This window comes from Streptomyces sp. NPDC021012, from assembly GCF_044333355.1.
Lineage (GTDB): Bacteria > Actinomycetota > Actinomycetes > Streptomycetales > Streptomycetaceae > Streptomyces.
In genome coordinates this window covers 63,229-76,979 of sequence record NZ_JBIRQU010000020.1, presented here as the reverse complement: position 1 = coordinate 76,979, position 13,751 = coordinate 63,229, and the positions used below count along the sequence as shown (strand labels likewise).

General features: G+C 73.0%; 11 protein-coding genes. 6 read left to right on the top strand and 5 right to left on the bottom strand.

Annotation, left to right across the window (positions count from 1 at the left end):
* Positions 1-87: 87 nt before the first annotated feature.
* From ACH4TP_RS37465 to ACH4TP_RS37445, 5 genes are all read left to right on the top strand, one after another.
* Positions 88-894 (top strand): TIGR03084 family metal-binding protein, encoded by an 807-nt coding sequence (locus ACH4TP_RS37465; RefSeq protein WP_398440356.1) that lies wholly within the window; start codon positions 88-90, stop codon positions 892-894.
* A gap of 111 nt (positions 895-1,005) precedes the next feature.
* The gene (locus ACH4TP_RS37460) at positions 1,006-1,905 is read left to right on the top strand and encodes a prephenate dehydrogenase (protein WP_398440355.1); all 900 of its coding nucleotides are present in this window, start codon (positions 1,006-1,008) and stop codon (positions 1,903-1,905) included.
* A gap of 63 nt (positions 1,906-1,968) precedes the next feature.
* Positions 1,969-2,229: an acyl carrier protein gene (locus ACH4TP_RS37455; protein WP_398191924.1), complete on the top strand. Its 261-nt coding sequence runs from the start codon at positions 1,969-1,971 to the stop codon at positions 2,227-2,229.
* Complete coding sequence (locus ACH4TP_RS37450; protein WP_389238054.1) at positions 2,226-3,092, top strand: phytanoyl-CoA dioxygenase family protein; 867 nt, start codon at positions 2,226-2,228, stop codon at positions 3,090-3,092. Before ACH4TP_RS37455 ends, ACH4TP_RS37450 begins: the two co-directional genes overlap by 4 nt.
* Positions 3,093-3,215: 123 nt before the next feature.
* The gene (locus tag ACH4TP_RS37445; RefSeq protein WP_398191927.1) at positions 3,216-4,472 is read left to right on the top strand and encodes a cytochrome P450; all 1,257 of its coding nucleotides are present in this window, start codon (positions 3,216-3,218) and stop codon (positions 4,470-4,472) included.
* A 96-nt stretch (positions 4,473-4,568) separates the two neighbouring features.
* Here the strand turns inward: ACH4TP_RS37445 and ACH4TP_RS37440 are convergent, their stop codons facing one another.
* The gene (locus ACH4TP_RS37440) at positions 4,569-4,997 is read right to left on the bottom strand and encodes an SgcJ/EcaC family oxidoreductase (protein WP_389238050.1); all 429 of its coding nucleotides are present in this window, start codon (positions 4,995-4,997) and stop codon (positions 4,569-4,571) included.
* A 34-nt stretch (positions 4,998-5,031) separates the two neighbouring features.
* Positions 5,032-6,222: an acyl-CoA dehydrogenase family protein gene (locus ACH4TP_RS37435; RefSeq protein WP_389238048.1), complete on the bottom strand. Its 1,191-nt coding sequence runs from the start codon at positions 6,220-6,222 to the stop codon at positions 5,032-5,034.
* Between the two features lie 224 nt (positions 6,223-6,446).
* Between ACH4TP_RS37435 and ACH4TP_RS37430 the strand changes: the two genes are divergently transcribed.
* Positions 6,447-8,033 carry a 4-hydroxyphenylacetate 3-hydroxylase family protein gene (locus tag ACH4TP_RS37430; protein WP_389238046.1) on the top strand — a complete coding sequence of 529 codons (1,587 nt, stop codon included), beginning with the start codon at positions 6,447-6,449 and terminating at the stop codon, positions 8,031-8,033.
* Positions 8,034-8,120: 87 nt separating this feature from the next.
* Here the strand turns inward: ACH4TP_RS37430 and ACH4TP_RS37425 are convergent, their stop codons facing one another.
* From ACH4TP_RS37425 to ACH4TP_RS37415, 3 genes are all read right to left on the bottom strand, one after another.
* Positions 8,121-9,458 (bottom strand): condensation domain-containing protein, encoded by a 1,338-nt coding sequence (locus tag ACH4TP_RS37425; RefSeq protein ID WP_398440354.1) that lies wholly within the window; start codon positions 9,456-9,458, stop codon positions 8,121-8,123.
* 43 nt (positions 9,459-9,501) lie between these two features.
* On the bottom strand, positions 9,502-11,121 hold the full coding sequence (gene cmdF / locus ACH4TP_RS37420) for a tyrosine 2,3-aminomutase (RefSeq protein WP_389238110.1): 1,620 nt from the start codon (positions 11,119-11,121) through the stop codon (positions 9,502-9,504).
* Positions 11,122-11,202: 81 nt separating this feature from the next.
* A complete protein-coding gene (locus ACH4TP_RS37415) occupies positions 11,203-13,746 on the bottom strand; it encodes an AMP-binding protein (RefSeq protein ID WP_398440352.1) in 2,544 nt (847 codons plus the stop codon).
* Positions 13,747-13,751 lie beyond the last annotated feature (5 nt).

Sequence of the window (13,751 nt, the reverse complement as noted above, 5' to 3'; positions counted from 1 at the left end):
CATCAAAAAACTCAGCAACTCCAGTGAGTTGCATCAAGAAACCCAGAAGTGCCCCCCTTCATCAGCTTCCTCAGGAGTGAAACGGACATGAGCAACCTCAACGACGTGCTGAAGGCCCTCTCCGCCGACATCGACGAGGTCGAGAACCTGGTACGGGACCTCGACGACGCCGACTGGGCCAAGCCCACCCCGGCCCCCGGCTGGAGCATCGCCGACCAGGTCGCCCACCTGACCTTCATCTTCCGGCTCGCCAAGACCGCGGCCGCCGACCCCGACACCTTCAAGGGCATCGCCGCCCAGGCAGCCGGGAACTTCGACGGGGCCGTCAACGCCGCCCTGAAGCAGTTCAACGGCTTCCCGCCGAAGGAGCTGCTCGCCCGGTTCCGCGCCGAGGGCGACGCCTCGGTCGAGGCGCTGGCCGTCGTACCGGAGAACTCGGTGGTGCCGTGGCTGGTCAACCCGCTGCCGCCGGCCGTCCTCGCCTCCGCCGGAATCATGGAGCTCTTCGGACACGGCCAGGACATCGCCGACGCCCTCGGCGTCCGCCGCGAGCCCACCGAGCGGCTGCGCCACCTCGTGTTCTTCGCCTTCCTCACCCGGGACTTCGGCTACCTCTCCCGCGGCCTGACCCCGCCCGCCGAGCCCTTCCGCATCGAGGTGACCGCCCCCAACGGCGAGATCTGGGCGTACGGCCCCGAGGACGCGGCGAACAAGGTCACCGGCCCCGCCCAGGACTTCTGCCTCCTGGTCACCCGCCGCCGCCACCGCGACGACCTCGCCCTCGTCGCCACCGGCGAGGAGGCGGACCGCTGGCTCGACATCGCCCAGGCCTACCGCGGCCCCGCGGGCGAGGGCCGCACCCCCGGCCAGTTCGCGGACCAGTGCTGCGACTGACCCGCCCGGCGCGCTCCCCGCGCCGGGCGGCGGCCCCCGCCGCCCGCCTCGTCCCCGCCCCCCTCCCCGCCCCCTCGCCCGTCCGAGGCCGAAGCCCACCAGGAGCGACCCATGGCCCCCCGCCCCCTCCTCCGCCGCGTCACCGTCATCGGCTGCGGACTGATCGGCACCTCCCTCGCGCTCGACCTCACCCGCGCCGGCGTCGACGTCTCCCTCGCCGACCTGGACCCCCGCGCCGTGGAGCGCGCGGTCGCCCGGGGCGCGGGCACCCCGCTCGACACCACCGCCCCGCCCGCCGACCTCGTCGTCGTCGCCGTACCGCCGTCGGCCGTCGTCGACACCGTGTACGAGGCGCAGGCGACCGGCCTCGGCCGCGCCTACACCGACGTGGCCGGCGCCAAGGGACGCATCACCGAGGAGGCCGAGCTGCGCGGCTGCGACCTCCACGGCTACGTCCCCGGCCACCCGATGGCCGGACGGGAGTCCTCCGGCCCCGACGCCGCCGAGCCGGGCCTGTTCGCCGGCCGGCCCTGGATCCTCTGCCCCGGTCCCACCTCCGTCCCCGAGGCCGTGGCGGCCGTCGAGGAACTGATCGCCCTGGTCGGCGCACGCCCCCGCACCCTCACCCCCACCGCCCACGACGAGGCCGTCGCCACCGTCTCCCACACCCCGCACCTGGTGGCCGCCGCGCTCGCGGCGCAGCTCGCGAACACCGCCCCCGAGGTCCTCTCCCTGGCCGCCGGCGGACTTGCCGACACCACCCGGATCGCCGCCGGCGACCCCGGCCTGTGGAGCGACATCATCGGCCACAACGCCTCCGCCGTGGCCGACGCGCTCGACCGGGTCGCCGCCGACCTCGCCCTGCTGTCCCGGGAGCTGAGGGAGGACGACCAGGCCGGATCGGTCACCGTCGGCTCGCTGCTGCTGCGCGGAAACCTCGGCCGGCAGGCCCTCGTGGCCGCAGCGGGGTCGCGCAATCCAGGAGATGCCCCCTCCCGCGCCCGGGTGTGATGCTGCCACCGCATCGCCCGGTGGGCGACCCGCGTCAGCCCGAGGCATGAGGGAGAGCAGCGCATGAGCACGGATGTGGCCACGGCCGCGGAGACGGTCAGGTCGATCTGGACCGCGATCCTGGGGGACACCCCCGAGAGCGGATCCGAGGTCACGTTCTTCGAGGCCGGCGGTGAGTCGATCTCCGCCACCCGCCTCGTGGCCCGGATCGAGGAGGAGCTCGGCGTCGAGATCGAGGTCGGCGACATCTTCGAGGAGGACCCGACCCTGGAGGGACTCGTCGCCATCGTCACGGCCAAGACCGGCGCCCGGGCCACGTCATGACCCCTGGTCTCCGGCGGATCGCGCCCGGCACCGACCTCGACGAGGCCGTGGAGATCCTGGAGCGCGACGGGGCCCTGATCGTCGAGGACCTCGCCGACCCGGCCACCATGGCCGCCCTGTGGGAGGACCTGGGCCCGGCCCTGGAGGCCCGCGACTACAGCGGCGACTGGTACAACGGGACCCGCACCCGGCGGGTCTCCTCCATCTTCGCCCGTACGCACCGGCTCACCCCGGTCGTCACCCACCCGCTGTTCCTGGGCAGCGCCCGCCGGATCATGCAGCGGCCGGTACACGTCTGGATCGGCAGGTCCCGCACCGCCCTGGTGCCCACCGTCCAGATCAGCGGCACCCAGGCCATCCAGATCCACCGGGGCCAGGGCCGCCAGCCGCTGCACCGGGACGACTCGCTCCACCTGCGCCGCCACCCCGGCCCCACCAGCCGGGTCCAGCTCATGCTGGCCATGAGCGACTTCACCGCCGAGAACGGCGGCACCCTGGTGATCCCCGGCAGCCACCACTGGGACGACGAGCGGCCGCCGCGCGCCGAAGAGGCGATCCCCACCGAGATGAAGGCCGGCTCCGGCCTCATCTGGCTCGGCGGGGTGTACCACGGCGGCGGCGCCAACACCACCGACACCCCGCGCACCGGCCTGACCATCGCGCTGGACCTCGGCAACCTCCGCCAGGAGGAGAACCAGTACCTGGCGGTGCCGAAGGAGTCCGTCCTCGCCTACCCCGAGGAGGTGCGCCGGCTGCTCGGCTACGACCGCTGCCCGCCCGGCCTCGGCTGGTACGAGATGGACGACCCCTACACCGTCCTGGAGGACGAGGCCCCCGCGCAGGTCCCGGTGCCCGCCCCGTAACGCCCCTTCGGCATCCGCCGGCCGGTCACGCACCGGCCGGCTCCTCTCTTCACGCGGCCGGCGCCGGACGACGTGCCCCGGGCCGCCCCACACCGAACTTCAACGTCACCGCGGGAGAAACCCATGACGCAGCGCTGCCCCGTCGCCCACACCCTGGACACCACCGGCCAGGACATCCACGCGGAGGCCGCGGGCCTGCGCGCCCAGGGCCCCGCCGTCCGGGTGGAGCTGCCCGGCGGCGTGCACGCCTGGTCCGTCAACGACTACGCGACCATCCGCAAGATCCTCTCCGACCCCCGCGTCACCAAGAGCGCCCGCAACCACTGGCCCGACTTCATCGAGGGCCGCATCCGCCCCGACTGGGAGATGATCAGCTGGGTCGCCATGGACAACATGGTCACCGCCTACGGCAAGGACCACATCCGGCTGCGGCGCCTGGTCGGCGGAGCCTTCTCGCCGCGCCGCACCCAGGCCGTCAAGCCCCTCATCGAGGGCCTCACGAACCACCTGCTCGACGCGCTGGAGGCCGCCGGACCCGGCGAGGTCGTCGACCTGCGCGAGCGGTTCGCCTACCCGCTGCCCGCCATGTTCGTCGCCGAACTCATCGGCATGGGCGAGGAGCAGCGCGCCGCGACCGCCAAGGTCATCGACATGATGGTGGACACCACCGTCACCCCCGAGCAGGCCCAGGCGGTGCTGCTCAACTGGCGCGGCGCCATGGAGGAGCTCGTCGCCCAGAAGCGCGCCAACCCCGGCGAGGACATCACCAGCGACCTCATCGCCGCCCGCGACGAGGACGGCTCGCGCCTCTCCGAGGCCGAGCTGTGCGACACCATCTTCGCCATCCTCGGCGCCGGCTCCGAGACCACCATCAACTTCTTCGACAACGCCATCACCGCCCTGCTCAGCCACCCCGAGCAGCTCCGGCTCGTGCTGTCGGGCGAGGCCTCCTGGGACGACGTCATCGACGAGACGCTGCGCGTCGAGTCGCCGCTGGCGCACCTGCCGCTGCGCTACGCCGTCGAGGACATCGAGCTGGACGGGGTGACCATCCCCCAGGGCGACCCGATCCTCGTCAACTACAGCGCCGTCGGCCGCGACCCGCAGCTGCACGGCGACAGCGCCGACGCCTTCGACATCACCCGCGGGGACAAGGAGCACCTGTCCTTCGGCCACGGCCCCCACTACTGCCTGGGCGCCGGCGTCGCCCGCCTGGTCGCCACCGTGGGCCTGTCCTCGCTCTTCGCCCGCTTCCCCGACCTGTCGCTCGCGGTCCCCGCCGAGGAGCTGCAGCCGCTGCCGACGTTCATCATGAACGGCCACCGCTCCCTCCCGGTCCGTCTGACCGCCCCGGTCCCGGCCGCCGCCGGTGCCCGCTGACGCACCCACGGAAAGCGCCCCCCGGATCGGATCCGGGGGGCGCTTCTTCGTGCGGGCCGCGGCGGCGACGGGTGGGTGGGACGCCGCCGCGGTGGCTCAGTTGTCGCGCGGGCTGTTCTGGTAGGCCGCGAGCAGCCACTCGCCGTCCTGCTTGGCGGTCACCCAGGTGGCGCGCACCGCGCGGGCGTCGGCCACCTCGGTCTCGCCCGGGGCGAGCACGCCGCCCTGCGTGACGACGATGGCGACGTCCTCGCGGAGGAACTTCAGCGCCAGCGGAGTGCCGACGACCTGAGTGCCCTTGTACGGGCCCTGGAAGGCGCCGGACATGAAGGCCTCGATCTCCTCGCGCCCACCGCGGTAGACGCCGGGCAGGATCATCGTGCCGTCCTCGGTGAAGACCTGGGCGAAGGCGGCGGCGTCGTGCCGGGCCCAGGCCTCGACGATCCGGCCGGGCAGCGCGGCGACGGCCGCCCGGTCCGCGTCGGAGACGGTGCCGGCGGGCGCGGCCGAGGGTGCTGCGGTCATGCTCGTTCCCCTTGTGTGCGGTGTCCGGTACGGATCAGATGTAGAGGCTGTTGGGTTCGAGGCCGCACAGGACCCGCCCGTACAGCTCGGTGTTGGTGTCGGGGTGCATCAGGGCGTGCAGGCTGACGGCCTGGATGTCCCGGGTGACGCGCTGGATGGCGGCCGTGGTGTAGATGGACGAGCCGCCGCTGGCCGTGGCGAGGATGTCGACGGCCTCCTTGGCGAGCTTGACGACCGCGCCCATGTCGGCGCGGGCGCGCACCCGCTCCTCCAGGGTCCACTCGGAGCCCTCGGCGGACTTGCCGTCGACGAGGTCGGCCAGGCGGTAGGCGTGGAACTCGGCCTGGTCGATCTTGAGGGTGGCCTCGGCCACCTGGAGGTGGGTCAGCGGGGCCTCGGCCTGGCTGGCGTAGTTCGTGTACGTGATCTTGCGCTCCGGCAGCCGCTCCAGGAAGGCCTCCTTGGCGGCGCGCGCCATGCCGAGGATCGCGCCGACGGACGACGCGGAGGCGACCGGCAGCAGCGGGGCGCGGTAGATCGGGGCGTCGGCGTTGGCCTGCGAGGCGCCGCCCCGGCCCTGGAGGACGACGGGCAGCGGCAGCACGCGGTCGGCCGGCACGAAGACGTTGTCGGCGACGGTGGAGACGCTGCCGGTGCCCTTGAGGCCGGAGGTGTGCCAGTCGTCGACGATCTGGAGGTCGGAGAGCGGGACGAGGGCCATCACCGGCATCGGCTCGCTGTCCGGGGCGATCTGGACGGCGACGACGACCTGCCACTGGGCGTGCAGCGCGCCGCTGATGAAGCCCCACTTGCCGTTGACCACGACGCCGCCCTCGGTGGGGGTGGCCATGGCGCTCGGGCTCAGGGTGCCGCAGACGCGGACGTCGGGCGTCGAGAACACCTCGTCCTGGACGTGGTCCGGGAACAGCCCGGCCATCCAGGTGGGGATCCAGTAGACCGAAGCGGTCCAGCCGGTGGAGCCGTCGGCGCGGCCGATCTCGGCCGCCACGTCGATCAGCGTGCGGGTGTCGGCCTCGTAGCCGCCGAAGCGGGCGGGCGTGCGCAGCTTGAAGACGCCGGCGTCGGCGAGGGCCGCGATCGAGTCCTCGTGGACCCGGCGGTTCTCCTCCGTCCAGGCCGCCTTTTCGCGCAGCTGCGGCACGAGTTCGGAGACTCGACGAACAATCTGTTCCCGCGTGGGAACATCGGTCGTCGCAAGCACCATTTCCTCCCGGAGACGTTCATTCTCGGAAGGCCGGAAATGGCCGTCCGTGACAACGGGACGACCTTCCCAGCGGGCGCCGATCAGCTGCATCTTCAGGATTGCTGGACAGCTGCCGCCCTGTCCTTCCCGCACACCACAAGAAGCCCTGACCAGGTGCGGGCTGCCACGATGAGGCCCGCATTGCATGTCTTCGAAAGCGCCTCGTGGAAGAGGGAAGAAATCCGATGACCGACCGTCAGGATGTCCCCGCCGGTACCGCCGAGGGGCGGCGCCGCACCCGCCCGCTGACGGGTGACGAATACATCGAGAGTCTGCGGGACGGCCGGGAGATATACCTCTACGGCGAGCGCGTCAAGGACGTCACCACCCACCCCGCCTTCCGCAATCCGATCCGCATGACGGCGCGGATGTACGAGGCGCTGCACGACCCGGCCCAGCGCGGCATCCTCACCCGGCCGACCGACACCGGCTCCGACGGCTGGACCCACAGCTTCTTCACCACCCCGCGCAGCGTCGACGACCTCGTCGCCGACCAGCGGGCGATCGCCGCGTGGGCGCGCCTCGGCTACGGCTGGATGGGGCGCAGCCCCGACTACAAGGCCTCGTTCCTCGGCACCCTCGGCGCCAACGCCGACTACTACGCGCCCTACGAGGAGAACGCCCGCCGCTGGTACGCGGAGTCGCAGGAGAAGGTGCTCTTCTGGAACCACGCCATCGTGCACCCCCCGGTCGACCGCGACCGGGCGCCCGACGAGGTGGAGGACGTCTTCATCCACGTGGAGAAGGAGACCGACAACGGTCTGATCGTCAGCGGCGCGAAGGTGGTGGCCACCGGCTCGGCGCTGTCCCACTACAACTTCATCGCCCACTTCGGGCTGCCCGTGAAGAAGCGCGAGTTCGCGCTGGTGGCCACCGTGCCCATGGACGCGCCGGGCATGAAGCTGATCTGCCGGCCCTCGTACACGGCGAACGCGGCCGCCACGGGCAGCCCGTTCGACTACCCGCTGTCCTCCCGGCTCGACGAGAACGACACCATCCTCGTCCTCGACAAGGTCCTCATCCCCTGGGAGAACGTCTTCGTCTACGGGCACCTGGGCAAGGTGCAGATGTTCCCCGGCCGCTCCGGCTTCGTCGAGCGCTTCACCTTCCACGGCTGCACCCGCCTCGCCGTCAAGCTGGAGTTCCTCGCCGGTCTGCTCATCAAGGCGCTGGAGATCACCGGCACGAAGGACTTCCGCGGCGTGCAGAGCCGCGTCGGCGAGGTGCTCGCCTGGCGGAACCTCTTCTGGGGCCTGTCGGACGCGGCCGCCCGCAACCCGGTGGAGTGGAAGAACGGCGCCCTGCTGCCCAACCCCCAGTACGGCATGGCCTACCGCTGGTTCATGCAGATGGGCTATCCGCGGATCAAGGAGATCATCCAGCAGGACGTCGCCAGCGGCCTGATCTACGTGAACTCCTCCGCCGAGGACTTCAAGAACCCGGACGTCCGCCCCTACCTCGACAAGTTCCTGCGCGGCTCCGGCGGCAAGGAGGCCGTGGACCGCGTCAAGGTGATGAAGCTGCTGTGGGACGCGGTCGGCACCGAGTTCGGCGGCCGCCACGAGCTCTACGAGCGCAACTACGCCGGCAACCACGAGAACACCCGGGTGGAGCTGCTGTTCTCGCAGACCGCCTCCGGTCACGTCGACAGCTACAAGGCCTTCGTGGACGAGTGCCTGAACGAGTACGACCTGGACGGCTGGACCGTGCCCGACCTCGCCTCCTTCGACGACCTGCGCTCCACGGTCCGCGGCGCCCTGCACGACGGCTGAGCCGGAACCCGCGCGCCACGGCACTCCGCCCGCGTCCTTCCCTTCCGGGGAAGACGCGGGCGGAGTGCCGTGGCGCGGAGAGGCCCGTCAGGAGGCCAGCCGCAGCGGCGCGTCGGGGGCCGAGAGCGTGCGGCGCAGCACCGTCACGAACGAGGCGGCGAACTCCCGCATCGTGCGCTCCTCGAACAGGTTCGTGTTGTAGCCGAGGTGGCCGAGCATCTCGCCGGAGAGCGGGTCGATGTCCAGCTGGAACATCACCCCGTCCGGGATGTCGGTGGAGACGTCCTGGGACAGCTCCCGGCGGCGGATCTCGGAGATCGTCAGATCACCCGTCTCCACCCCCTCGAGGGCGGGGAACTGGAAGACCTGGAAGGCGACGACGGCGAGGTCGTCCGCGGCGAACGCGGCCGCCGACGCCGGGGCCTCGGCCACCACCTGGCCGAACGGCAGGGGGTTCGAGTACGCCTTCAGGCAGGTGGCGCGGGTGCGGGAGACTACCTCGCGGAACGTGGCCGCGCCCGCGAGGTCCGTGCGCAGCGGCACGAAGTTGAAGAACGCGCCGACGGTGTTCTCGAAGCGGGCCGGGCCACGGCCCGCCGCCATCGTCGGCACGGCGATGTCGGTGGCGCCGACCCGCTCGTTGAGGAAGACCTTGTACGCGGCGAGCAGCACCATGAAGGCCGAACCGCGGGTCTCCTTCGCCAGCTCCAACGCGGCCGAGGTCAGTTCCCCACCGACGACGAAGCGGTGCACGGCCGTCGTCTTCGGCACCCCGTCGGACTTGCGGTGGTCGCTCGGCACACCGGTGATGGCACCGCCGTCGAGCTGCTCGCGCCAGTAGCCGCGCGCCTTGACCTCGGCGGTCGGCGCGTAGCGCTCCCGCTCCCAGGCGGCGAACTCGCCGAACGCGGTCGGCTCGGGCAGCTCCGCGGTCTCGAACCCGCGGCGCCGGGCGTACAGCACCCCGAGGTCGCGGATGATCAGCTGCATGGACACCTCGTCGGCCGCCGTGTGGTGGACGACCAGGACGAGCACGGCGTCGTCCTCGGCGAACCTGCCGAGCACGGCCCGCAGCAGCGGCAGGTCGGTGCCGTAGCGGCCGCCCTCCAGCTCGATGAGCAGTTCCTCGGCACGGCGGTCGCGCCGCGCCGGGTTCGGCTCGGGGATCTCCCGCACGGACAGGGAGACCGGCGCGGCCGGCGCGATCTCCTGGCGCTGCTCGCCCGGGGTGCGCACGACCGTCGTGCGCAGCGCCTCGTGGCGGGCGACGACGTCGTTCAGCGCCTCCTGCAGCGCCTCCGCGTCGATCTTCCCGCTGAGCCGCCAGCCGCCGACGATGTTGTAGAGGGGCCCGAAGGGACCCTCCTCGTCGCCCTGGTCGAACATGCACAGGAACTCTTGGTTGAAGGAGAGCGGATAACTCATCGGTTCGTCCCAGTCTCGTGGGTGGGGAGGGGGGCGGGAGGGATCAGACGAGCACGGTGCCGGTCTGCTCGGCCGCCTGGAGGAACTCGCCACGGGAGAGCGCGGCGGCGACGAGCTCGATGTCGTCGGACATGTAGCGGTCCTTGTCGAGGGTGGGCACCAGCGAGCGGATCTGCTCGTAGGCCGCGCGGCCGACCGGGCTGAGCTTGTCGGCGCGGCCGGAGAGGTCCACGGCCTGGGCGGCGGCGAGGAACTCGACGGCGAGGATGCGGGTGTTGTTCGACAGGACGCGGCGCGCGTTGCGGGCGGCGATCAGGCCCATGCTGACGACGTCCTGGTTGTCGCCGTTGGACGGGACGGACTGGGTGGAGGCCGGGCCGATCGTGCGGTTCTCGGCGACCAGGGCGGTGGCCGGGTACTGGGCGCCGGCGAAGCCGCTGCTGAGGCCCGGCTCGCCCGCCACGAGGAACTCCGGCAGGCCGTCGCTGAGGTGGCGGTTGAGCAGGCGGTTGGTGCGGCGCTCGGAGAAGACGCCGAGCTGGGTCAGGGCGAGGACCACGAAGTCCATCGCGAAGGCGATCGGCTGGCCGTGGAAGTTCGCGCCGTGGAACACCTCCTTGCCGTCGAAGAACAGCGGGTTGTCGTTGGAGGAGTTCAGCTCGGTCTCGAGCTTCTGCACCGCGTGGTACAGGGTGTCGCGGACGGCGCCGACGACCTGCGGGATGGCTCGCAGCGTGTACGCCTTCTGCAGGTAGACCTCGGTGCGCGAGACGTCGCCGTCGCCGCGCTGCGCCTCGGCCTCCTGGCGCAGCTCGGCGTGGTCGACGACCAGGCCGCTGCCGCGCAGCAGGGCGCGCATGTTGGCGGCGGTGTCGATCTGGCCCTGGTGCGGGCGGGCGATGTCGTGGCCCTCGGCCTGGAACGGGCTGGTGGAGCCGCGCAGCGCCTCCAGGACCAGCGCGGTGACGATCTCGGCCTGGCGCACCTGCTCCAGGGCGCGGCCCACGACCAGCGAGCCGAGGCCGGTCATCGCGGAGGTGCCGTTGATGAGGGCGAGGCCCTCCTTGAAGCGGAGCTGGAGGGGCTCGATGCCCTTCTCGCGCAGCACCTGGCCGGTCGGGACCCGCTTGCCGTCCTGGAGGACGTACCCCTCGCCGATCAGCGTGCTCGCGATGTGCGAGAGCGGGGCGAGGTCACCACTGGCGCCCAGCGAGCCGATCTCCGGGATGGCCGGGGTGATGCCCTGGTTGAGGTAGAGGGCGAGGCGCTCGAGGAGCTCGGGGCGGACCGCCGAGTAGCCCTTGGACAGGGCGTTGAGGCGGGCGGCGACGATGGCGCGCGCCTCGTCCTGCGCGAAGACCGGGCCGACGCCGGCGCTGTGGCTGCGGACCAGGTTGGTCTGGAGCTCGGTCTCCTTGGACGGGTCGACGAGCATGTAGATCATCTCGCCGTACCCGGTGGTGACACCGTAGACAGGGGCGCCGTCGTTGATGATCTTCTCGAACTGCGCGCGGCTCTTCGCGGCCTTGTCCAGCGACTGGGGGGCCACCTGGACCGGGGCGAGGTCCTCGGCGACCCGGCGGACCGCCGGGATGTCCAGGTTCTCGCCGTCGAAGCTGACGCTCGACCCGTCGGAGTCGACCGAGAAGTCGGTTTCGAGCATGGTCACGACATTCACCCCATCATGGATTGGATACGTGCATCAGTTGGGAAACGGGCGGTTGTTCGGAGGGCGGCGTCGCGTTCAGCGCGTGACTGTCGCGCGGTCCGCCAGTGCGCGCCGGTCGACCTTTCCGCCGCTGTTGTGCGGGAGGCGGTCGATCGTCACGAAGGTCACGGCGGGCAGGGCGGGACCGAACCAGCGGCGCAGCGTGGCACGCCAGGCCGCCGGAGAGCCGACGGGCGCCTCCGGGCCCTCGTGCGGCACCACGTAGGCCACCAGGCCCGCGATCAGGCCGTCGTCGGCGGCGCGGGTGACCACGGCGCAGGAGCGCACCGAGGGATCGGCCGCGAGCGCCGCCTCCAGGTCGGTCAGCTCCAGGCGGGTGCCGTGGATCTTGATCCGCTCGTCGCCGCGGCCCCGGAACTCCAGCAGGCCGTCGAAGCGCCTGCGACCGAGGTCCCCGCCGCGGTAGCAGCCGGAGTCCGGGACACCGGCCCCGTCGGGGCCGGCGGCCACAGGGCGGAACGCCCCGTCGGGCCCGCCGGCGCCGAGGTAGCCGGGCGTGACGTGCGGTCCGCACACCACGATGCGGCCGGTGACCCCCGCCGGGCAGGGCCGGTCCTCCTCGTCGAGGACGAGGACCTGGCGGCCGGGGATCGGCCGCCCGATCGGGACGGTGCCGGCGCCCGCCGGGGCGTCGACCTCGTGCCAGGTGGCGAGCACCGTCTCGGTGGCGCCGTACAGATTGACCACGCGGGTCCCGGGGAGCGCGGCGCGCAGCGCGTCGGCGAGCTCCCCGCCGAGCGCCTCGCCCGCCAGCAGGAGGCATCCCAGCGAGGACGGCGCCCCGCCGGTGGCCCGCAGCGCGGCGAGCAGCTCCCGGGCGAAGCTCGGCACGGTCTGGAAGTGGGTGATCCGCTCGGACTCCAGCCACGCCGCCAGCTTCTCCGGGTTGGCCCGCAGCCGGGCGGGAACCGGGCACAGCGTGGCGCCGGTGGTGAGCGCCGCGAAGACCTCGACCAGGCCGGCGTCGTAGCCGGGCTGCGCCCACTGGGCGACCCGGGAGCCCGGGCCGATGCCGAACTCGGCGGCGAACCAGGCGACGAACTGGCCGAAGGTGCGGTGGGTCTGCGGGATGCCCTTGGGCGTTCCCGTCGAGCCGGAGGTGTAGGCGACGTACGCCCAGCGGTCCTGCCCGTCCGCGGCGGGATCCGCCGGGACCGGGCCGGGTGGGAGGGACGGCAGGTCGTCGAGGTCGAGGACCCGGCCGCCGACCTCGGCACGGAACCAGGTCGGCAGGGCCGCCCCGGTCTCCTCGCCGGCGACGACCAGGACCTCGGGCCGCAGGCCGGCGAGCACGGCCTTGACGCGTTCGCCGGAGTCCTTGGGGGCGAGGCCCACCGCGTGGGCGCCCGCGTCGAGGACGCCGAGCAGCGCGGCGGCCTGTCCCGCCCCGTTCGGCAGGCGCAGTGCCACGGCCGAGCCCTCGCCCACGCCGAGCGCGCGCAGCGCGTCGGTGATCCGGGCGGCCCGTGCGGTCAGTTCGCGGTACGGGACGGGGTCGCCGTCGCCGTCCAGCGCCGGCACGTCCCCGAAGGCCCGGGCGATCGCGTGCACCCGGGCGTTGACCGGCGGCCCCGCCTCGGGCGCGGCACCGGTGAGGTCGGCGGCGCGCACCGCTGCGCGCACCTGCTCACCGGTCTCCAGCGGAAGGGTGCCGACGGGCGCGTCGGGGGCGGCGAGGGCCGCGTCGAGCAGGGTCCGCAGCTGGCCGAGCAGACCGGTCGCGGCCGCCGTGTCGCGGGGGACCGGGCGGTGTTCGAGCAGGCCCCGGGACGGACCGGCGGGACCGGCCGTCACCGTCAGGACGGGGTCGGCGCCGTCGGGCAGCGCACCGCCCGCCCTCAGCCGGCGCACCCGTGCCCCGGCCAGCCGCAGTACGGGTTCGTCGGCGCCCTCCACGGCGAACGCGCCGCTCAGGGGCGTCTCGTGAGGGGCCTGCGGCGCGGCGGCGATCCGGCGCACCACGGCCCGGAAGGACGGTGCCGAGGACAGGTCGGCGATCAGGGCCGTACGGTCGCCGTCCGGGGTGCGGACGGCGAGAAGCGGGCGGTCGGTGCCGTGGTGGCGTCCGACCAGGCAGGCGTAGGCGGCCAGCAGCACGTCCGTGGGTCCGGCGCCCTCTTCGGCGGCCAGCGCCGAGACGGCCCCGGCCGTCCCCGCGTCGAGGGTGGACTCCACCGTCGCCGGGTCGGCCCCGACGCGCTCCGCGTACGCCGCGCCGAGGGCGTCGGCGAGCGGGGCGAGACGGTGGCCCGCGGCCGTGAACGCCCGGTTCACGGCCAGGACCAGCAGCTGCCCACCGGCGACGGGCCGGCCGACGGCCAGCCGCGCGGCCGGTCCGGCGCCCGCGGGGAAGACCAGGAACCCCGGGTCGGCCCACAGGCGTTCGGCGGCCTCCCACGGGCCCGGGTCCGCGAGGTCCCCGAGGACGGTGAACGAGCCCCCCTCGACGTCGGTCGCCCCGTGGTGCGCCGCGGCCTCGACCCAGGCGGCGCGCAGCGCCGCCTCGTCGAGACCGCCGGTCACCGCGTAGGCCCGGATCAGCTGGGCCGTCTCGGTCACACCCA